This is a genomic window from Pseudoduganella sp. jia 12 (genome assembly GCF_055502675.1).
The window spans coordinates 1-19,441 of sequence record NZ_JBUXKP010000021.1 but is presented as its reverse complement, the minus strand read 5'-3'; the positions used below and the strand labels follow the sequence as shown (position 1 = coordinate 19,441).

14 protein-coding genes and 2 pseudogenes are annotated in these 19,441 nt (G+C 62.1%); 8 read left to right on the top strand and 8 right to left on the bottom strand.

Translation table 11 applies throughout. The annotated features are described in order from the left end of the window. Positions 1-63: 63 nt before the first annotated feature. From ACY65G_RS29510 to ACY65G_RS29500, 3 genes are read right to left on the bottom strand one after another with little or no spacing between them, the layout of a single operon-like run. Positions 64-1,044: a diguanylate cyclase gene (locus ACY65G_RS29510; protein WP_465000845.1), complete on the bottom strand. Its 981-nt coding sequence runs from the start codon at positions 1,042-1,044 to the stop codon at positions 64-66. A 2-nt stretch (positions 1,045-1,046) separates the two neighbouring features. Beyond that, positions 1,047-1,697 carry a chemotaxis protein CheC gene (locus tag ACY65G_RS29505; protein WP_465000844.1) on the bottom strand — a complete coding sequence of 217 codons (651 nt, stop codon included), beginning with the start codon at positions 1,695-1,697 and terminating at the stop codon, positions 1,047-1,049. 1 nt (position 1,698) lies between these two features. Beyond that, on the bottom strand, positions 1,699-2,115 hold the full coding sequence (locus ACY65G_RS29500) for a response regulator (protein ID WP_465000843.1): 417 nt from the start codon (positions 2,113-2,115) through the stop codon (positions 1,699-1,701). A 105-nt stretch (positions 2,116-2,220) separates the two neighbouring features. Between ACY65G_RS29500 and rpiA the strand changes: the two genes are divergently transcribed. Further along, the gene (rpiA, locus tag ACY65G_RS29495; protein WP_465000842.1) at positions 2,221-2,898 is read left to right on the top strand and encodes a ribose-5-phosphate isomerase RpiA; all 678 of its coding nucleotides are present in this window, start codon (positions 2,221-2,223) and stop codon (positions 2,896-2,898) included. A gap of 96 nt (positions 2,899-2,994) precedes the next feature. On the opposite strand, the gene ACY65G_RS29490 is transcribed toward rpiA, so the two are convergent. Further along, positions 2,995-3,267 (bottom strand): oxidative damage protection protein, encoded by a 273-nt coding sequence (locus ACY65G_RS29490; protein ID WP_465000841.1) that lies wholly within the window; start codon positions 3,265-3,267, stop codon positions 2,995-2,997. Between the two features lie 56 nt (positions 3,268-3,323). Continuing rightward, the gene (gene argA, locus ACY65G_RS29485; protein ID WP_465000840.1) at positions 3,324-4,634 is read right to left on the bottom strand and encodes an amino-acid N-acetyltransferase; all 1,311 of its coding nucleotides are present in this window, start codon (positions 4,632-4,634) and stop codon (positions 3,324-3,326) included. A gap of 65 nt (positions 4,635-4,699) precedes the next feature. Here argA and hrpA point away from each other — a divergent pair, with 65 nt between their 5' ends. Then, positions 4,700-8,830 carry an ATP-dependent RNA helicase HrpA gene (gene hrpA, locus ACY65G_RS29480; protein WP_465000839.1) on the top strand — a complete coding sequence of 1,377 codons (4,131 nt, stop codon included), beginning with the start codon at positions 4,700-4,702 and terminating at the stop codon, positions 8,828-8,830. 198 nt (positions 8,831-9,028) lie between these two features. Here hrpA and ACY65G_RS29475 read toward each other — a convergent pair whose 3' ends face one another. Continuing rightward, complete coding sequence (locus ACY65G_RS29475) at positions 9,029-9,739, bottom strand: PRC-barrel domain-containing protein (RefSeq protein ID WP_465000838.1); 711 nt, start codon at positions 9,737-9,739, stop codon at positions 9,029-9,031. A 168-nt stretch (positions 9,740-9,907) separates the two neighbouring features. Here ACY65G_RS29475 and ACY65G_RS29470 point away from each other — a divergent pair, with 168 nt between their 5' ends. The 6 genes from ACY65G_RS29470 to ACY65G_RS29445 all read left to right on the top strand — a co-directional run bounded on the left by ACY65G_RS29470 (position 9,908) and on the right by ACY65G_RS29445 (position 16,732). Beyond that, the gene (locus ACY65G_RS29470) at positions 9,908-10,969 is read left to right on the top strand and encodes an extracellular catalytic domain type 1 short-chain-length polyhydroxyalkanoate depolymerase (RefSeq protein ID WP_465000837.1); all 1,062 of its coding nucleotides are present in this window, start codon (positions 9,908-9,910) and stop codon (positions 10,967-10,969) included. Positions 10,970-11,077: 108 nt separating this feature from the next. Then, on the top strand, positions 11,078-11,785 hold the full coding sequence (gene imuA, locus ACY65G_RS29465; protein ID WP_465000836.1) for a translesion DNA synthesis-associated protein ImuA: 708 nt from the start codon (positions 11,078-11,080) through the stop codon (positions 11,783-11,785). After that, positions 11,715-13,190 (top strand): Y-family DNA polymerase, encoded by a 1,476-nt coding sequence (locus tag ACY65G_RS29460; RefSeq protein ID WP_465000835.1) that lies wholly within the window; start codon positions 11,715-11,717, stop codon positions 13,188-13,190. Before imuA ends, ACY65G_RS29460 begins: the two co-directional genes overlap by 71 nt. Positions 13,191-13,505: 315 nt before the next feature. Continuing rightward, entirely contained in the window at positions 13,506-14,072 is a 567-nt protein-coding gene (locus ACY65G_RS29455; RefSeq protein WP_465000834.1) for an SMI1/KNR4 family protein, read from the top strand. A gap of 852 nt (positions 14,073-14,924) precedes the next feature. Further along, on the top strand, positions 14,925-15,413 hold the full coding sequence (locus ACY65G_RS29450) for a cysteine peptidase family C39 domain-containing protein (protein ID WP_465000833.1): 489 nt from the start codon (positions 14,925-14,927) through the stop codon (positions 15,411-15,413). A 557-nt stretch (positions 15,414-15,970) separates the two neighbouring features. Then, positions 15,971-16,732, top strand: coding sequence for a hypothetical protein (locus ACY65G_RS29445; RefSeq protein WP_465000832.1), 762 nt, complete (start codon positions 15,971-15,973; stop codon positions 16,730-16,732). A gap of 218 nt (positions 16,733-16,950) precedes the next feature. Here ACY65G_RS29445 and ACY65G_RS29440 read toward each other — a convergent pair. Together ACY65G_RS29440 and ACY65G_RS29435 are read right to left on the bottom strand one after the other, a co-directional pair. Continuing rightward, a pseudogene (locus ACY65G_RS29440) lies at positions 16,951-18,188 on the bottom strand (IS3 family transposase). Positions 18,189-18,200: 12 nt separating this feature from the next. After that, a pseudogene (locus tag ACY65G_RS29435) lies at positions 18,201-19,378 on the bottom strand (IS3 family transposase). Positions 19,379-19,441 lie beyond the last annotated feature (63 nt).

Below are 19,441 nucleotides of genomic sequence, written 5' to 3'. Positions count from 1 at the left end.
CCGCCCGTTCAGCGATGCTTGATGTCGAGAGATCGTCCGCCGGGATTACCGTCGGGATTACCGTCAGGCCTCGGTTTCCTCCGGCTGCGCAACGACGATCCGGTTCCGCCCCTGCCGCTTGGCGGCATACAGCGCGCCGTCTGCGGCGCGGATCAGCGCAGCCGGCGTGGCCTGCTGGCCCGGCAGCAGCGTCGCCACGCCGATGCTGACGGTGACCTGCTTTTCAGGCCCGTCCGCGGATTCGTGCGGGATCGCCAGCTTGAGCACCCGTTCGTGCAGTGCGGCGGCCATGTGCAATGCCTGGTGCGGATCGTTGTCCGGCAGGATCGCCGCGAATTCCTCGCCGCCGTAGCGCGCCAGCATGTCCATCGAGCGTTGCAGCAGCGCCTGCAATGCGCCCGAGACCGCGATCAGGCATTGGTCGCCCTGCTGGTGGCCGTAACGGTCGTTGTAGGCCTTGAAGTGGTCGATGTCGATCATCAGCAGCGATACCGTGCCGCCATTGCGCTTGGCGCGCCGCAGTTCGCGGTCGATCGCCGCGTCGAACGCGCGGCGGTTGGCCACGCCCGTCAGACCATCGGAGAATGTTTGCAGGCGCAGCAGCTCGGTCTGCTCGCGCAGCAGCTTTTCGCGGGCCGCGGCCATGCTGACGTCGTTCAGCTGGATCAGGCAATGCGGTTCGGACTGGCCGGCGGGGAAGGCCAGCGGCGTGATCGCGATGCCTTGCTGCATGCGCCCGCCGCGCCCGATCGCGGCCGGATTCGAATACAGCGGGAAGGGCGCGCGGTTCAGCGTGGGCGACAGCAGCGACGAGAAGTTGTTGGCCAGCGCCTGCGTGACGGCCGCCTCGACGCGCCCGCCGCGCAATTCGGGCATCAGCTCGAACAGGTCCATGCCGAGCGCCTTGTGCGCGGCGCAGCTGGAATGGCGGCTCATCCATTTATTCCACAGCACGATGCGGCATGCCGCGTCCACGACGATGACGCCGGCGTTGACGGCTTCCAGCACGCTTTCCAGCAATGGCAGGCGGGAGGTGGGGAGCATCCTCAATGCGGCCCGATCGCCCGTTGCAGATAGCCGTCGATCTGGCCCTTCAGGTCGGTGAGGGCGGTGACATCGAGGATGAAGGCCACGTAGCCATGGATCTGGTGCTTCTGGAGGATGAAGTCGATGTGCAGCATCATCACCACGGTATCGGCGCGGGTGCCGGTGGCATCGAGGATCTCGTCGCTTGTACCCACGTGATAGACCGGCAGGGAGCCATGCAGCTCGTGCTGGAAGATATTGGCCAGCGTACCCACGCAGGAATTGAGGATGATGTTGCCGATCTCGCTCATCGCCTCCTGTTCCATGCCGGACAGCTCGGCCAGCGGTATCGCTTCGCCCACCATCAAGCGCACGATTTCCAGGCTCTTATCCTCGGGGAACATCAGCAGCGCCTCGGTCGAGAACGCGCCTTCGTAATGCTGGCTGACGCCGCAGATGCGTTCGCCGCTGGCGCTGGCGGTGCCGGCATTGTGCCGGTGCGCATCGTCGATCAGCTGCGCCGCTTCGCTGCGGCTGAGGAAGCTGATCGACGGTACCGACATGGTGACTTCCTCGGCCACGATGCCGCTCATCGCGGCGGCGGCCTGGCCCACGCCGATGTTGAAGATCTCGACCAGCGCGTCGTGTTCCAGTTCGGTCAACGCAATCATGTCAGCGCACCAGCGCGGTCAGGCGGGCGATGCGTTCGGGAGTGATCGGCTTTTCCATGAAGGCCACGCCGATTTCGCTGGCGCGGTTGCGGGTGGCATCCTGCACATTGGCCGTGAGCAGCGAAATGTGCGCATCGGGCAGCAGCTTGCGCAATTGCTCGGCGCACGCCAGCCCGCCCATGCCGGGCATGTTCACATCCATCAGCACCAGCTGGGGTTGCACTTCCGGTGCCTTGGCCAGCGCTTCCTCGCCCGTTCCCGCTTCCACCACGGTCCAGTCGGGATGCAGCGTCACGATGTATTGCCGCGCCACGAGCCGGGAAACCCGGCTGTCGTCGACGATCAGGACAGTGGGCGTGCCGGGCTTGGCGGATTCCGGGGGAGACCCGGCGGCAGAGTCAGTCGGAGTGGGTGTCATGTTCTGTTTGGCTGACTTATGGAGATTGGCCATTTTCCCACAAAGGCCACCCGGTGCGCTGTTAAAATGGCGCCCTTCGAATCCGTAATCCCTACCTTCATCATCATGACTCAAGACGAACTGAAACAGGCCGTGGCGCGCGCCGCCATCGGCTACGTGGTCGACGGCGAAATCATCGGCGTCGGCACCGGCTCGACCGCCAATTTCTTCATCGACGAACTGGCCGCCATCAAGGACCGCATCAAGGGTACCGTGGCCTCCTCGGAAGCGACGGCCGCGCGCCTGAAGGGCCACGGCATTCCCGTGTTCGATCTCAACGACGTGGAATCGATCGCCGTGTACATCGACGGCGCCGACGAGATCGACGCTTCCGGCGCGATGATCAAGGGCGGCGGTGCGGCGCTGACGCGTGAAAAGATCGTGGCCTCCGTGTCGAAATCGTTCGTCTGCATCGCCGACGGCTCGAAGCTCGTGGAAACGCTGGGCAAGTTCGCGCTGCCGGTCGAGGTGATCCCGATGGCCCGCAACGCCGTGTTCCGCCAGCTGGCGGCCCTGGGCGGCCAGCCGAAAGTGCGCGTCAAGCCGGGTACGGATGAGCCGTTCGTCACCGACAACGGCGGCCACCTGATCGACGTGGCCGGCCTGTCGATCACCGATCCGGTCGCACTGGAAACCACCATCAACGGCATGGTCGGCGTGATCGCCGTGGGCCTGTTCGCCGCCCGCGGCGCCAATGTGTGCCTGCTGGGGACGGCTGAAGGCGTGAAGACGCTGAGCTGGTAAAAATGTTGCTCGGAAAATGGGGTACGTCCCCATTTTTCGAGCAACTTTTGAAAAAAAACGGCACCGAGGTGCCGTTTTTCGTGGGCGGAGCAGTGCTTACGCCGGTGGCGGGACGTAGCCCTGGGCTTCGTCGGCGCCTTCGCCGAAGAAATGCTTCTCCATCTGCGCGGCCAGGTACTTGCGGGCGCGCACGTCGGCCAGGTTCAGGCGGTTTTCGTTGACCAGCATGGTCTGGTGCTTCAGCCAGGCCGCCCAGGCCTCTTTCGACACGGATTCATAGATCCTCTTGCCCAGTTCGCCGGGATACGGCGGGAAGTCGAGGCCTTCGGCTTCCTTGTTCAGTTTGATGCAGTGGACGGTACGGGCCATCGCGGGTGCTCCTCAGTGTTCGGAAACGTGCATTGTAAATTATCCGGCGAAAATGCTTAAAGCGTCTTCACCAGCACCTGCGACTTGCGCTGGTAGTTGTACATGCGCTGGCGGTCCTTCGGCAGCGCATCCACTGTGGCGGGCACGAAGCCGCGCTTGATGAACCAGTGCGCCGTGCGCGTGGTCAGCACGAACAGTTTCGTGACGCCGGAAGCGCGCGCGCGGTTCTCCATGTGCTTCAGGATGCGTTCGCCGTCGCCTTGCGCCTGCACTTCGGGGTTGACGGTCAGGCATGCCATTTCGGCCATTTTCTCTTCCGGGAACGGGTACAGCGCGGCGCAGCCGAAAATCACGCCATCGTGTTCGATGACGGAAAAATAATTGATTTCCCGTTCGATCAGCTCGCGGCCGCGCTTGACGAGCGTGCCATCCGCTTCCAGCGGTTCGATGAGCTTGATAATCCCGCCAACGTCCTCAATTGTGGCGGGTCGCAGGCTTTCCAGGTTCTCGTGGCTGATCATGGTGCCCACGCCATCGTGCGTGAACAGTTCGAGCATGGCCGAACCGTCCATCGCGAACGGCACGATGTGCGAGCGCTCGACGCCGCTGTTGCAGGCCTTCACGCAGTGGCGCAGGTAGAACGCGCTTTCCGGCGACAGGAAATTCGCCTGCAGCACGGCTTCGGCCATGTGCGACGACAGTTCGCGGATTTCGGTGCCGGCCAGGTCGCGCAGCATCTCGGTCTCGGTGATGAAGATGAGCTTGTCGGCATGCAGCGCCACCGCGGCGGACACGGCCACGTCTTCCATCGTCAGGTTGAAAGCCTCGCCGGTGGGCGAGAAACCCAGCGGCGACAGCAGGATCACGCCGTTGGCGGCCAGGATCGAGTGGATCGTCTCGGCATCGACCTTGCGGGTCACGCCGGTCAGTTCCAGGTCGACCCCGTCGATGACGCCCAGCGGGCGGGCCGTGACGAAGTTGCCGGAAATGACACGGATCGCCGCGTTCGACATCGGCGTGTTCGGCAAGCCCTGGCTGAACGCGGCCTCGATGTCGAGGCGCAGTTCGCCGGCGGCTTCCTTCGCGCATTCCATCGCGGCGGTATCCGTGACGCGGATGCCGTTGTGGAAACGGCCTTCGACGTTACGCAGCGCGAGCTGTTCGGCGACCTGGGGCCGCGAACCGTACACGACGACGACCTTGATGCCGAGCGCGTGCAGCAGCGACAGGTCGTGCGCCAGTACCGGCAGGGCGCCGGCGGCCACCAGTTCGCCGGGGAAGGCCACCACGAAAGTCTTGCCGCGGAAGGCATGGATATAAGGCGCGACGGAGCGCAGCCACTGGACGAATTCGACGGGGTTTTCCATGCGCCGCATTATAATTCGCTGCGCGCCATTCGTCGTAAAACTCGCAGCAAAACATCGTAAAAACAATGTCTGAAGCCATCAAGCAGTCCCCTTCCTCCTCTTCCCCGAAACCGAACGAAGCGAGCACGCCACGCCAGGGCGACAATCGCCGCGGCGGCGCGCAACGGGAAAAGCCCGCACCGGCTGCCGCGGGCGAGAGGCGTGCGCCGAAGCAGGGCGCGCGCGAAAAACCCACGCCCGAGCAGGTTGCCGCGCGCGAGGCCGAGCGCCTGTTCCGCAATCCTCTCCCGCCGATCACGTTCCCGGAAGACTTGCCGGTCTCGGGCCGGCGGCGCGAGATCGCCGAGGCGCTGTCGAAGCACCAGGTCGTCATCGTGTCGGGTGAAACCGGTTCCGGCAAGACCACGCAGTTGCCGAAGATCTGCCTGGAACTGGGCCGCGGGCAGAAGGGCCTGATCGGCCACACGCAGCCGCGGCGGATCGCCGCCTCGTCGACGGCCAAGCGCATCGCCCAGGAACTGGGCACGCCGCTGGGCGAGCACGTGGGCTACAAGGTGCGTTTCAACGACACATTGCACCGCGGCGCCTCCGTCAAGCTGATGACGGACGGTATCCTGCTGGCCGAAACGCAGACCGACCCGATGCTCAAGGGCTACGACACGATCATCATCGACGAGGCCCACGAACGCAGCCTGAACATCGACTTCCTGCTGGGCTACCTGAAGCAGCTGCTGCCGCGCCGGCCGGACCTGAAGGTGATCATCACGTCCGCCACGATCGATGCGGAACGCTTCGCCCGGCACTTCAGCCAGGAAGGCAAGCCGCGGGTGCCCGTGATCGAGGTGTCGGGCCGCCTGTACGCGGTGGAAGTGCGCTACCGGCCCGTGGAACGCGAGCCGGTCACGCTGCCGGAAGGGGTGAACGCCGCGAAGCCGCAGCAGCGCACGGCCGCCGCCGCGCGGGACAAGCGCGACCTGATGGATGCCATCGTCGACGGTGTCGATGAAGTGTGCCGCATCGGCTCCGGCGACGTGCTGGTGTTCCTGCCGGGCGAGCGGGAGATCCGCGACGCCGCCGAGGCGCTGCGCAAGCATCATCCGCCGCACGTGGAGATCCTGCCGCTGTTCGCCCGCCTGTCGGTGGAAGAGCAGGACCGCGTATTCCGCACCACGAACCAGCGCAGGATCGTACTCGCCACCAACGTGGCGGAAACGTCGCTGACGGTGCCGGGCATCCGCTACGTGGTCGACGCGGGCACGGCGCGGGTAAAGCGCTACAGCTACCGCAACAAGGTCGAGCAATTGCAGATCGAGCCGGTGGCGCAGTCGGCGGCGAACCAGCGCGCCGGCCGTTGCGGCCGCGTGGCCGACGGCGTGTGCATCCGTCTGTACGAGGAAGAGGATTTCAACAAGCGGCCGAAGTTCACCGATCCGGAAATCCTGCGCTCGTCGCTCGCTTCCGTCATCCTGCGCATGAAATCCCTGCACCTGACGGACGTTGAGACGTTCCCGTTCATCGAGCCGCCGCTGGCGCGCGCGATCGCCGACGGCTACCAGCTGCTGCAGGAACTGGGCGCCGTCGACGACGACAACAGGCTGACGAACCTGGGCCGCAAGCTGGCCAAGCTGCCGCTGGACCCGCGCGTGGGCCGCATGATCCTGGCCGCGCAGGAATTCACCTGCCTGACCGAGGTGCTGATCGTGGCGGCAGCGCTGTCGGTGCAGGACCCGCGCGACCGGCCCATCGAGCACCAGCAGGCGGCTGACCAGGCGCACCAGAAGTTCGCCGATGAAAAATCCGAGTTCCTCTCCTACATCAAGATCTGGCGCTGGTTCGAGGACGCCATCGCGCACAAGAAAACCAACCGGCAATTGCAGGACAACTGCCGCGCCAACTTCCTGTCGCAGGTGCGCCTGCGCGAATGGCGCGACGTGCATTCGCAACTGCTCACGCTGGTGAAGGAGCAGGGCTGGCGCATGAACGAGTCGCCGGCCACGTACGAGCAGCTGCACATGGCGCTGCTCACCGGCCTGCTGGGCAACGTGGGCTTCAAGATGGAGGACGATCCCGGCTACCTGGGCGCGCGCGGCATCAAGTTCAATATCTGGCCCGGCTCGACGCTGGGCAAGAAGGCGGGCAAGTGGGTGATGGCGGCCGAGCTGGTGGAAACCACGCGGCTGTATGCGCGCACGATCGCGAAGATCGAGCCGGAATGGCTGGAAAGGATCGGCGCCCACCTGCTGAAGAAATCGTGGGGCGAGCCGCGCTGGGAAAAGCGCCCGGCGCAGGTGACGGCGGCCGAGAAGGCCACGCTGTACGGCCTGACGATCTACAGCCAGCGCCGCATCAACTACGCGCTGCACAACCCGGTGGAAGCGCGCGAGATCTTCATCCGCGATGCGCTGGTGGCCGGCGACTACGATACGCGCGCGCCGTTCTTCGCGCACAACCACCGGCTGGTGAAGGAGATCGAGAACCTCGAGCACAAGTCGCGCCGGCAGGACGTGCTGGTGGACGAGCAGTTGATCGAGGCGTTCTACGACAAGCTGATCCCGCACGACGTGGTCAACGGCGCCGGCTTCGAAGCCTGGCACAAGAAGGCCACGCAGGAAGAGCCCAAGCTGCTGTACCTCGTCAAGGAAGACCTGATGCGGCACGAGGCGGCCGGCGTGACGACCGAGCTGTTCCCGAAGAAGATGCTGGCCGCCGGCGTGGAGATGGCGCTCACGTACCACTTCGAGCCGGGCACGGTGCGCGACGGCGTCACGCTGCATGTGCCGCTGTATGCGCTGAACCAGCTCTCGCGCGAGCGCTGCGAATGGCTGGTGCCGGGCATGCTGAAGGAAAAGGTGCACTTGCTGCTGAAATCGCTGCCGCAGAAGCAGCGCCGGCACATGGTGCCGCTGCCCGAGTATGCGCAGAAGTTCTGCGAGCGCGTGGCGGACAAGTTCGGCCGCGGCGATCTCATCGACGCGATCATCGCCGACATCCGCGAGCAGGTCACGATCACGGTGCTGACCGGCGACTTCAAGCCGGAACAGCTGCCCGCCCACCATTTCATGAACTTCAAGGTGATCGACGAGCATGGCCGCCAGCTGGACATGGGCCGCAACCTCGCCACTTTGCAGGCCGAGTACGGCGCGCAGGCGCGGCAGAGCTTCCAGAAGATGGCGGAGAATGCGCCGCCGGCATCCGCCGCTTCGCTGGCGCAACTGGGCGGACAGTCCGGCGGTGCCAGGGCGGAAAGAGGTGCAAAGCACGGCGGCATCGCGGGCGAGGTGAAGGCGGGCGGCATGCCCGGGGCTTCCACACCATCGGCCCAGCCCGCGGCCGCGCCGGCCGCCGCGCACACGAACATCACGTCGTGGTCGTTCGGCGAGCTGCCGGAACTGCTGGAGATCGTGCAGGGCAAGCTGACCCTGATCGGCTTCCCGGCACTGGTGGACAAGGGCGCGCACTGCGACCTGGAAGTGTTCGACGACCCGAACGTGGCGGCGCGCACGCACCGCATCGGCCTGCGCCGGCTGTTCGCGCTGCAGATGAAGGACCAGATCAAGTTCGTGGAAAAGAGCATTCCGAACCTGCAGCAGATGGGCATGCAGTTCATGAGCATGGGCACGCAGGAAGAACTGCGCGACCAGATCATCGCCAAGGCGATCGACATCGCCTGCCTGCAGGACCCGCTGCCCACGGACGCCGCCACGTTCAACAAACGCAAGGACGAGGGCAAGTCGCGCCTGGTGCTGCTGGTGAACGAGATCGCACGGCTGGTTTCGCAGGTGCTGACGGAATTCCACGGCTTGCCGAAGCGGCTGCAGGGCATCAACCCGCAGGCCGCCGCCGACATGCAGGAGCAGCTGAAGGGGCTGGTGCACAAGCGCTTCCTGCTCGATACCGAGTTCACCCAGCTGGCGCATTTCCCGCGCTACCTGAAGGCGATGAACGTGCGGTTGGAAAAGCTGCGTGGCGATCCCGCGCGCGACGCCAAGGCCATGGCCGACTGGCACCAGGCCGCGCAGCCTTACCTGCGCGTGGTGCGCGACAAATCGGCCGGCAAGAATACCGATCCGAAGCTGGTGGAGTATCGCTGGATGCTGGAGGAATTGCGCGTGTCGCTGTTCGCGCAGGAGTTGCGCACGCCGGCACCGGTGTCGGTCAAGCGGCTCTTCAAGGTGTGGGAATCGATGCAGAGGTAGTAGGGCCTCGATAAACCTACTGCGCGACGCCAGGGCCGGCCTGCGATGCTCCGCATCGGCGGACCGATCGTACTAAAGTACGATTGCGCTTCTTAGCCACCCCTGACGCCTGCTCGCTACGGTTTCTCGAGGCCCCTTGAGGCTGGTTGGATTCGCGGTAGCCTGCGACTATTGCAGGCTTGGCGGATCACTTGGTACTTAGAACTTCTTGTTCGGGTCGATACTGGTGTTCTGGTTCGACAGGCCGCCAGCCTGGTTGACGTTCTTGTCGGTCAGGTCGGAATCGCCGCGGCCCAGGTCCAGGCTGTTGCTGCCCAGGCCGGTGCTGCTGCCCAGGCTGCCGCTCTGGCTGGACATGCCGCTGCCACTGCCCATGCTGTTGCCCATGCTGCTGCCCGAGCTGCCGGACAGGTTGCCCGACTGGCTCTGGCCAAAGCTGGAGCCGCTCTGCATGGTGCTGCTGCCGCTGCCCATCACGCTGCCGGTGGAAGTCATCTGGCCCGGCATCGCCTGCGCGGCCCCGCCCCAGAAGCTGCTGATCTGGCTGCCGAATTCGGCGCTGGCCATGTCGGGCCAGCGGTCCTTGTCGAAGCCGGGCGCATTTTCCAGGCGCTCTTTCGCCACGTCGAGGATGAAGCGCTTGTTCACGGTATCGAGCTGCAGGGCCTGCCAAGGCACGGCGAACAGCTTGTCGCCCATGCCCAGGATGCCGCCGAACGACAGCACGGCATAAGCGATCTTGCCGGACTGCATGTCGATCATGATTTCTTTAATGTCGCCCAGGTCTTCTTCCTGGCGGTTGTAGACGTCTTCGCCCATCAGCGTGTCGGCACCCATCAGGTGCGGCCCCGGGCCGTCATTGTCGCGGTCACGGTAAATGCCAAACGGGTCTCGGTCGAGATAGCTCATGTTGGTCTCCTGTGATGCATTGGGTAATGCGGTCGTGGAAAGTCCGCCGTGCGATTGCCCGACGGTGCGCATGCCAGAATAGCGCAAGCGGATTTTTTGCGCCCTTACCGGAGTTCAACAGTGTGGCCCGGGTCCGTTACATGGAGCCTGGACGATAACGGAGGAAGCATGGTCAAGCGAAGTGCCGGGGCACGCCTCGTGAAGTCGTTGATGAAAGCGGGTACCGCGCAACAGAAGGCGGCAGCGAAGATGATGGGCACCATGCTGGCGTTGCCGAAAAGTAGTGTCCGCAAGCGGCCGGCGAAGAAGGCATCGGTCGCGGCGCCGCGGGTGCGCACACCGCCGGCCACGCCGGTGGCGCCGGGACGCTGGCTGGTCGGGCATCACGCGTCGGGCGCCCAGCAGATGCAGTACTGGCTGTACCTGCCGCAGGGCGAAGTGCCGGCGAAAGGCATGCCGCTGGTGCTGATGCTGCATGGCTGCCAGCAGACGGCCACCCAGTTCGCGCAAGGCACACGCATGAACACGGTGGCGGAAAAGAAGGGCTATGCGGTGCTGTATGCGCAGCAATCGGTCACCGTGCATGCGCAGCGGTGCTGGCGCTGGTTCGACCGCGCCACGCAGGCCGGCGGCGGCGACGTGCAGCCGGTGGCGGCGATCCTGGCGAAGGTGTTGACCCAGTATCCGATCGACCGCCGCCGCGTGTATGCGTGCGGCATCTCGGCCGGTGCCGGCCTGGCCAACATCCTGGCGCTGAATTTCCCGGACGTGTTCGCGGCGGTGGGCCTGCATTCCGGGCCCGTGTTCGGCGTTGGCCACGGCACCGTCGGCGCGCTGGGCGTGATGCGCCACGGCGGCGGGATACACACCGAGCCGGCCATCCGCGAAGTGCTGGCGCGGCGCGCCAATTTTCCGATGATGCCGGCGATCCTGATCCAGGGCGATGCCGATACAGTGGTGCATGCGGTGAACCAGCAGCAGCTCGTGCGGCAAAGCCTGCTGCTGAACGGCGTGCCCGCCGATGCACCGGTCAAGGTGACGCGGCGCGGCACCCGCAGCGGGCATGAAATCCGCGACTACCACGTGGGCAGCAAGGTGGTGCTGCGCGTGGTGCGGGTCGATACGCTGGACCATGCATGGAGCGGCGGCGATCCGCAGATCGCCTTCCATGCGAAAGGCCCGGATGCGAGTCGGATGATGCTGGAGTTTTTCGGCAAGCACCGGCGATAGGAAAACTGCCGGGCCAGGCTGGCGCCACACGATTGCCAAAATATCATTGTCAAAACGTCCCATCGGTAGTACTGTATGGGCATACAGTATTTCTTGGCATCATCACTTATGGCCCAGCCTGCTCCATTGCTGGCGCCGGAAGCCCTGCATCCGTCACTCTGGCTTGCATCGCAACTGGCGCAATCGCACGACCGCTGCGTCGACACCGGACACCCGGTCCTGTCGGCCCAGCTGCCGGGCGACGGGTGGCCGACAGGAACACTGGTGGAATTGCTGCTGCAACAGCCCGGCATCGGCGAGATGCGCCTGCTGCAGCCGGCGCTGGCGGCATTGAAGCGGCCCATCGTGCTGGTGCAGCCGCCCTACGCCCCGCAGGCGCTGGCACTCGATGCGCTGGGCATTCCGCCCACGCAGCTGGTCTGGATCCGCAACACGGGCAAAAGCGCCGATGCGCTGTGGGCCGCCGAACAGATCCTGCGCAGCGGCTGCTGCGGCGCCTTGCTGCTGTGGCAGCAGCATGTGCGCAGCGAGGCGTTGCGCCGGCTGCACCTGGCGGCGCAAAGCAGCGAAACGCTGTTCTGCCTGATGCGGCCGCTGGCGGCGGCCCAGGATGCGTCGCCGGCACCGCTGCGGCTGGCGCTGCGGCCGGCCGCCGGCGGGCTCGAGATCGACTTCGTCAAACGCCGGGGGCCGCAGCGCGATGCGCCGCTGTTCCTGCCCCTTACTCCTTCTTTGCTGCAACGACATGCGCCTCTGGATCGGCCTGCACCTGCCCCGGCTCCCGCTCGAAGTGTTCTGCCCGAGCTGGTCGGCTGACACCTGCAGCGCGGTGCTGGACCACGAAGCGGTGCTGGCCGTATCGGATGACGCGCGCCGCGCCGGCATCCTGCCGGGCATGCGCCGCGGCGGTGCGCTGATGATGGCGCCCGATGCGCAACTGCACGACCGCGCGCCCGGGCGCGAAGCGGAAGCACTGCATGCGGTGGCGATGGCGCTGCTGCAATTCACGCCGCAGGTGGCCGAAGGCGAAGAAGCCACGCTGCTGATGGACGTGGGCGCCAGCCTGCGCCTGTTCGGCGGCATTCGCCGCCTGTGCGCACTGGTGCGGGCAAGCCTGCGCACGCTGGGTTTTACCGCCGTGCTGGGCGTGGCGCCCACGGCGCGCGGCGCCTGGCTGCTGGCGCGCAGCGGGGCAGGGCGCACGATCAAGCTCGACAAGATGGCGGCACGGCTGCACCGCCTGCCGGCCAGCCTGCTGCCGCCGGCGCGGCCCTACCTGACCTGGCTGGAAGGCATCGGCTGCCTGTCGGTGGGCGACGTGTCGCGCCTGCCGAGACCCGGCCTGCAGCGGCGCTGCGGCCGCGCGCTGCTCGACGTGCTCGATGCGGCACTGGGCCACACGGCGGAAATGTACCGCTGGATCGAGGCACCCACGACCTTCCAGGCAAAGCTGGAACTGTTCGGCCGCATCGAGAACACCGACCTGCTGCTGGCCGGCGCCTGCCGCCTGCTGCAGCAGATGACAGGCTGGCTGAGCGCCCGCCAGCTCGCCGTCGGGCGCATCGTGCTGCTGCTCGAACACGAACGGGGAAGGGTGGCGCGGCCGCCCACGCCGGTCGAGGTGCTGCTGGCCGAGGCGGTCTGGCGCGACGACCACCTGGTACGCCTGCTGAAGGAGCGGCTCGCGAAACTCACGCTGGAGGCGCCCGTGATCGGCCTCGTGCTGGAAGCACCGCACGTGAAACCGATGGCGCCGTTATCGGATTGCCTGTTCCCCGAACCGGGCGGCAGCAACGAGGATCGCCAGCGGCTGTTCGAGCTGCTCGTGGCGCGGCTGGGGGAGGACAACGTGCTGCAGGCGGCACCGAAAGCCGATTACCGGCCCGAGCATGCGAATGCGTGGGTGCCCGTGCAGCAGAAGCTGCGCGCTGCCGACATCGCGGCCTGCCTGCCGCCTGGCGGCTTGCCTCGGCCCGCGTGGCTGCTGCCGAAACCCATTGCGCTACTGGTGCGCGACCACCGGCCGTTTTATTGCTCGCCTTTGCGGATGGTATCGGCTGCGGAGCGTATCGAGGCGGGGTGGTGGAGCGATGTGCAGACGCGGGATTATTTCATTGCGCAGGGGGAGGACAATGCGCATTACTGGGTGTATCGGGAGCGGTTGCCGGGGGCAGAGGAGGATGCGGAGCCGCGGTGGTATTTGCATGGGTTGTTTGGGTGAATGCGGACTTTTCCGAGGAGAAGGTAAGCAAGGGGGCGTGTTACATCGAGACAACGGCGTACGTGCGGGCTAGCCAAGGTTGTAACTAAAATTTGTGTTACCAAATAGACGGCAGTGGACTTGGGAGGAAGTGTGACTTTCCGAAATAGATGCGACGTTCTGGAAATTGCTGCGACCACTGGTCGTGAGGTAGCGAGGTCTACGGCTCTTGCTGAGTTACACTGGGCGCGATGAACTTCCGCTTTCGCCAGAAGCAGACGCTGAACCATATTTACAAGGGATTTTATGTCAAACGAAGCGTCGGTCTGCGCATTCATGAAATGGGCGAATGCGGAACTTCCAGACGATTATCTCGACCTTCTGAGAATGCGCGGAGGCGAATTCTGTAACGACCTAGTTCGTTTGTATGCTGCCGATGAACTCATCGAAAGAAACGAAACCTATGAGGCAAAAAACTATTGTCCCGGTTTCATCGCGATAGGAGACGACAGCGGCGGACAGGCGATCGTGATTGCAGTTGGCAAGGCTTCTGGTACCGTATATCTTGTAGACCAGGGTTCAATGCATCCAGATGACTTCCATGTCATTGCGCCCGACCTGAATACTTGGGTAGCGGAGGGGTGCGTGATAGCGGGTTCACAGGAGTGGCCTTCCAGCTATCGCTTCAGTGTCAGATTCGAAGGCAAGCCGACGCTGCAAGCATTGAAAGTCTTGCGCGAGCTTTCGCCCCTTGCCAACGAGATGGGCCTCGTCGATCTTATGAGTATCTTCTCTGGTAATCGATCGTTCAATTGCGGATTGGTCGCAGAACACCGACGAGCAGAGACACTGCTTGGCCTCGCAGACGCAGGGTTTCTCGTCACTCAGGAAACTAATGAGTAATAGGTGCCTTGATCACAGGCGCTGCAACCTCCGCCTTGGGGCGGGAGCTGCCGGTCATGACAGTCTGAACCTTGTAATGGTCAAGTAATTTCGCAATAAGGCGAATCTAGCCAAAGCTGTCGCAGAACTGAGCACCGTATAGGTGAGCAAAGCGACTGCTGAGCGAGAGCTGGATGCCGTCAAAGAAGCGGTGAATGTCGATATTGAGGTGTTCTGTCCATTGCTCGCATCCCTGGTGAAGCTCAGATCACCCGGGAACGGCTTGCAGGATTTGTGACGGGCGTTTTTGCGTCGATCGTTGCATCTGTCATCTGGTGGGTCGGTGGCAAACTCTTAACTAACTCCAGCGGAAACTATGTACTCAAAATTGAATATGAAGGCTAGGGCGGAAATACGAGCTTTCGCACGCAAGCTGAAACAAGAAGGACGATGATGGCATATCTGCTTGCGACGATCGACACAAAAGTCCAATGGTACGTAGTCGACATTAGCCGACACGGCGGAATCTCAGCTTTTTCGAAAGGGGATTTCGACCTACTCGACGTACTTGATCTTGATGTGGTCCCTGGCTTCGGTGACAAAGAGACTGCCAAGAGGGTAGCATTGGCGATTGGACTGACCACTTGGCGCTACGTCAAAATGCCAGGGCCGAAGAACGTTCTAACACTTGTAGAGATGTGACGGACAAAATGCTAAAGACAGAATTTCAAGCCGCAATGCGGGGAAGCTCCGCACCGCCCCACTCGCAACACGGAAGACGTGGAACGACACCGATTTGTATAAATGGTGGCTGGATGCGAAAAAGGATGATTCCTATTTTACCTGGGACCGGTGTCCAGGCGATTCCTGGCAATGGGTTCCTGGCATGTGCCGAGACCTTATCGGCGAAACTGCAATTTAAGGCGGAAAGCAATGCCCACTACCGCGCGACTTAGGCGAGTCCCTCAAGAAGCTAACACAAGCTGTGGTATCGCTTGTGTTGCGACAGTTGCGAGGACAACGCATCATAGAGTGATGACCAGGGCAGTGGACTTATTTGCTTGGGATAAGGAGAAACGTTCGTTTTATACGTCCTTCAAGCAGATGAAATTGTTACTTGCAGCTTTCCACCTTCAGGCTGGCCATCGGACAATGTCTCCCCACTGGTCGAACGTGCCCGAACTTGCGATTGCAGCAATTAACTTTCGGGTCAAGGGTGAAGTCGAGTACTGGCACTGGGTCGTTATTCAGCGCCACGATGGCGAGGTGGTGGTACTTGACCCGAGGTCTTCGCGTGAGCAGCGCACGGATCTTGGAAGGATGCGCTTACACGCCTATATAGCGATCAAGCCCAAAGCATAGGGAAAACAATGGAAGCAGCAGTTGTGGGAGCTGTAATAGGTGCAATAGGAACGGTCACGGTCGGTTTTTTGGCAAACTTTGTTGCGGAAGATTACCGCCGGACCGAGATAGCTGTGCTCTTGCAGGTGCTTTAGCTGGCGAGCTGGCTTCCTATAGGGACGCATGGCCATTGATTCAATTAAGCCTGAATGGAATGCACAACCTCGCACAAAGCGGGATAGGGGTCAAAATTCCCGGCATACCGAAGCCAACCGATCGCGTCTTTGATGCGAACGTAGGGCGCCTTGGTTTACTAGGCCCTCAGCTTGCTGAGGATTTGGCATACGTGTATAACCAGATAAATGCATTCAGAGAACTTTTTAAAACTCTGGTTGACGAGCCGGGGCTGGCGCATGACCTGCAGGCAATAAGGCTCGCGGTATGCCTCCAAACGCTTGAACGGACTCTCAGTCGGGGTGAGAGCCTTCCTGACCAGTTGCGTGAATTTGCGACGAGAACATACCGTCCCTTTATGATGAATGGGGCGTGAATGAAAGAAAAGAAAAGGACACTTGAATATGAACGAACCGCAGTGCGTCGGCTCTATCAACACCCTCGCGAGAGTGTATGCGAACGCACTGGATGGCTTCAACCATGCGCTACTCGACCGCAGCAACAAGACCCACGTGGATGAGCACGGCTTATCCGGACTCTTTCTCCCTTCTATGCCGCCGGCGCTGGACCTGGCGCGCCATCGCATCATGATCGTAGGGGCAGAAACTGCTGGCTGGAATGTGCTGAAGGAGGGGGAACCTTTCGATACGATCGAGTCGTATGTCGATCTGGCCTTAACGAAGCACGAAAGGTTCACACGCGAACGTTTTTCACAGCTCACGCAGGACCGCGGACAAACTTTCTGGAATTTCATGCGCAAAATTGGGCGGCATTGTGGTACGCACGGGCTGATCTACGCGAATCTCTTCTGCTGCGATTGGAAAGGGGGTAGCCCGATTCGAAGCCCACGCTACAAGATAATCCAGAAGTACTCGGCCCGCCTGCTTCGTGCTCAAGTAGAGTTCTTTGGTCCATCCATCATCATCTTCGCAAACGGCATTGCGTCGGCAGGAGCTCGTCGCGCGGTCTTCCCAACTAAAGGCCCAGGCAGAACGTGCTCAGGAGGGTACGACTTTGCTGTATCGCATGGTATCCCCAACCGTCACTTATGGGCATTTAAGCTCAACGACAAGATTGACTGCTATCGGATCCAGCATCCTTCGTCACAGAACACCGGCGCAGGTATAGCCCGGGAATTCCTGTTGGGCCTGCTCCCACATGCATGAGAAGCGCTGCATATAAGCAAACAACGACGCCGCGTATGCTATGACGACCTGCTAGCTTGCTCAAACGACGGAGGAGGGGCAGGCGACTGGAAAGGCACGCAGGCGGTTCCAAACGCTATTCATGCAATCGGTAAGACTCGCTTGCCGCGCCAAGTGTGCTAGCTAAACCAAAGGGGAAAGCTGATCTTGCCCCCGTATTTCCGGACACAGCCTATCGCTTAGGTTCCGCCGATCTGAGCCCGGCGGATTAGCTCTTTTCTAAACATGCGTGGCGATCGGTAGCCCAAGGCGGAGTGCGGATGGACCTCGTTAAAGTGATCGAAGGCCGCCGGCATCTGGCGCAGCACGATGGCAGCACTGCTGCGGTCCATTTGGCTTACGTAGTCGCGTTTAAACGTATTCACGAAGCTCTCAGCCATGCCGTTCGATTGCGGACTGCAAACGGGCGTATGCACCGATTTGATACTCAAATCTTAGACCAGCGCATGCGTGTCTTTGGCTCGATAAGCGCCGCCATTATCGCTCAGGAATTCAAGCTCCACATCACCGACGACTTTTGCTTCCCCAAAGCGAGATTCCACGCCTTCGATCAGCATATCGCGCACTGGTTCGCCAGGCAGGCCGCAGCTGGACCATGCGCGCCACGAGATGATTTCGCGATCACAGCAGTCTTTCAGGAAGACGCCGGTGACGACCTCGCCGTTGTCACAGCCGATTTCAAAACCATCCGAGCACCAACGCCGATTCGACTCTTTAACCGCCACTTCGCCGTCATGAACGCGCGCGCTCATCACGCGCTTCGGCGCTTTCGGCAGCAACAGTGCATGTGCCTTCATCACGCGGTAAAAACGCTTGTGATTGAAGGCGGCCAAACCAGCCGCCGTGCGGCGGCGGTTGACCAGGGCGCCGGCGCGACGATACCCGTAAGTCGGCAAGTCGCCGATCTCCGCTTTTACCGCATCGACCAGCTTCAGATCGGCAGCCGGATCGCTAATACGCGCGGTACGACCGTCCGTCCAATCAGCCGATCTCGTCGTCAAGTTGGCAATATGCGAGCGCGCCACGCCAAGCACTCGGCAAACCGTTTTTACTGGTCGTCCGTTGGCAATAAGGGCGCGCGCGCAATCCACTTTTTTGACCTTGCGATCTCCACAGCTTCCTTGAGGATTTCAGCCTCCATCGTTTTCTTGCCAAGCATCCGCTGGAGCTGCGCAATCTCTGCCCGAGCTGCCGCTAGTTCGCTGGCAGGCACCACCGATTCTCCCGCATGGACCGCAGTCAGGGCACCTTCACGTTCCAGCTTGCGCCAATTGAACAACTGGCTTGCACTGATGCCATGCTTGCGTGCCACCAACGAAGCGCTCATGCCTGGCTCGTATGTTTCCCTAACTAAAGCAGCCTTTTCTGATGCATTCCAGCGGCGGCGACGTTCTTCGCTGACGGTCACCACTTCCACTACTTGTAGTGGTCAAGTAATCCCGGACACGACGATAAGTTCTTTCTCTGCCATTTTGCGTTCGTAGACGCTGGGCGGCAGATTGCCCAATACAGAATTCAGGCGCTCGCTGTTATAAAAGCCGGCAATGTAATCAGCCACGTCAAGCTTGGCCTCTGCATGGTTCGCGTAATTGCGCTGCCAGACGCGCTCCATCTTCAGGTTCAGGAAAAATCGTTCAGCAACCGCGTTATCCCAGCAATTGCCCTTACGGCTCATGCTGCAGACGAAGCTATGTGCACTCAGCAGGGTCTGGTACTGCTCACTCGCATATTGGCTGCCGCGGTCTGAATGAACGATTAATCCCTAAACTGGCCGGCGTGCCTGGATCGCCATGCGTAAGGCATCGCAGACCAAGGTAGCCGGCATGCTCGGCGCCATCGCCCAGCCCACGACTCTGCGCGAGAATAGGTCGAGCACGATAGCCAAGTACAGCCAGCCGGCGCCAGTGCGGATATACGTGATATCGGACACATAAGCCAGATTCGGCGCTGGCGGGTTGAACTGCCTGGCAAGCACGTTCGGCGCAATCGGCAAGGCATGCTTGCTATCGGTCGTGTGCACGAACTTGCGCTTCCAGACTGGCTTCAGGCTGGCTTCTTGCATCAGCCGGCGTACCTTGTAACGCCCGATCTGCAGGCCGCTATTTGCCAGCGCCGTAACCAGGCGGCGGCTGCCGTAACTTTGACCGCTGCCCATGAACGCGGCACGCAGATGCACGCTCGCTTGGCAAAAGATCGGTGCAACGGCGCGGCGCTTGGCTTCATAAAATCCGGCCCGGCTCACGCCCAGTAGACGGCATGTTTGTGCAACAGGTACGGCCTTCGTTTGCAGCTCGTCGACGAGCCGGTAGCTCACTTGAGCTCGCGGGCAAAGAAGGCCGATGCCTTTTTTAAAACGTCTACATCGCTACGAAGCTGACGGTTTTCCTGCTCCAGCTGACGAATACGCTGCTGCTCAGCCGTCAATGGCTTGCCGATACCTGGCTGGCCATTTTGCTCGGCACCGTATTGCTCCATCCACCGACGGATCGAACTCACGCCAATGTCCATCGTCTGGCTGACGTGCGAAATGCTAAGGCCTTGTTCTGTGATCATTCGGACGACCTCCAGCTTGAAGCTGGGATCGAAATTGCGGCGCTGCCTGATCATGTAAACTCCTTCGAAGGTGAATTATCCACCTATCGAGGTGTCCGGGGACATTAGACCACTACA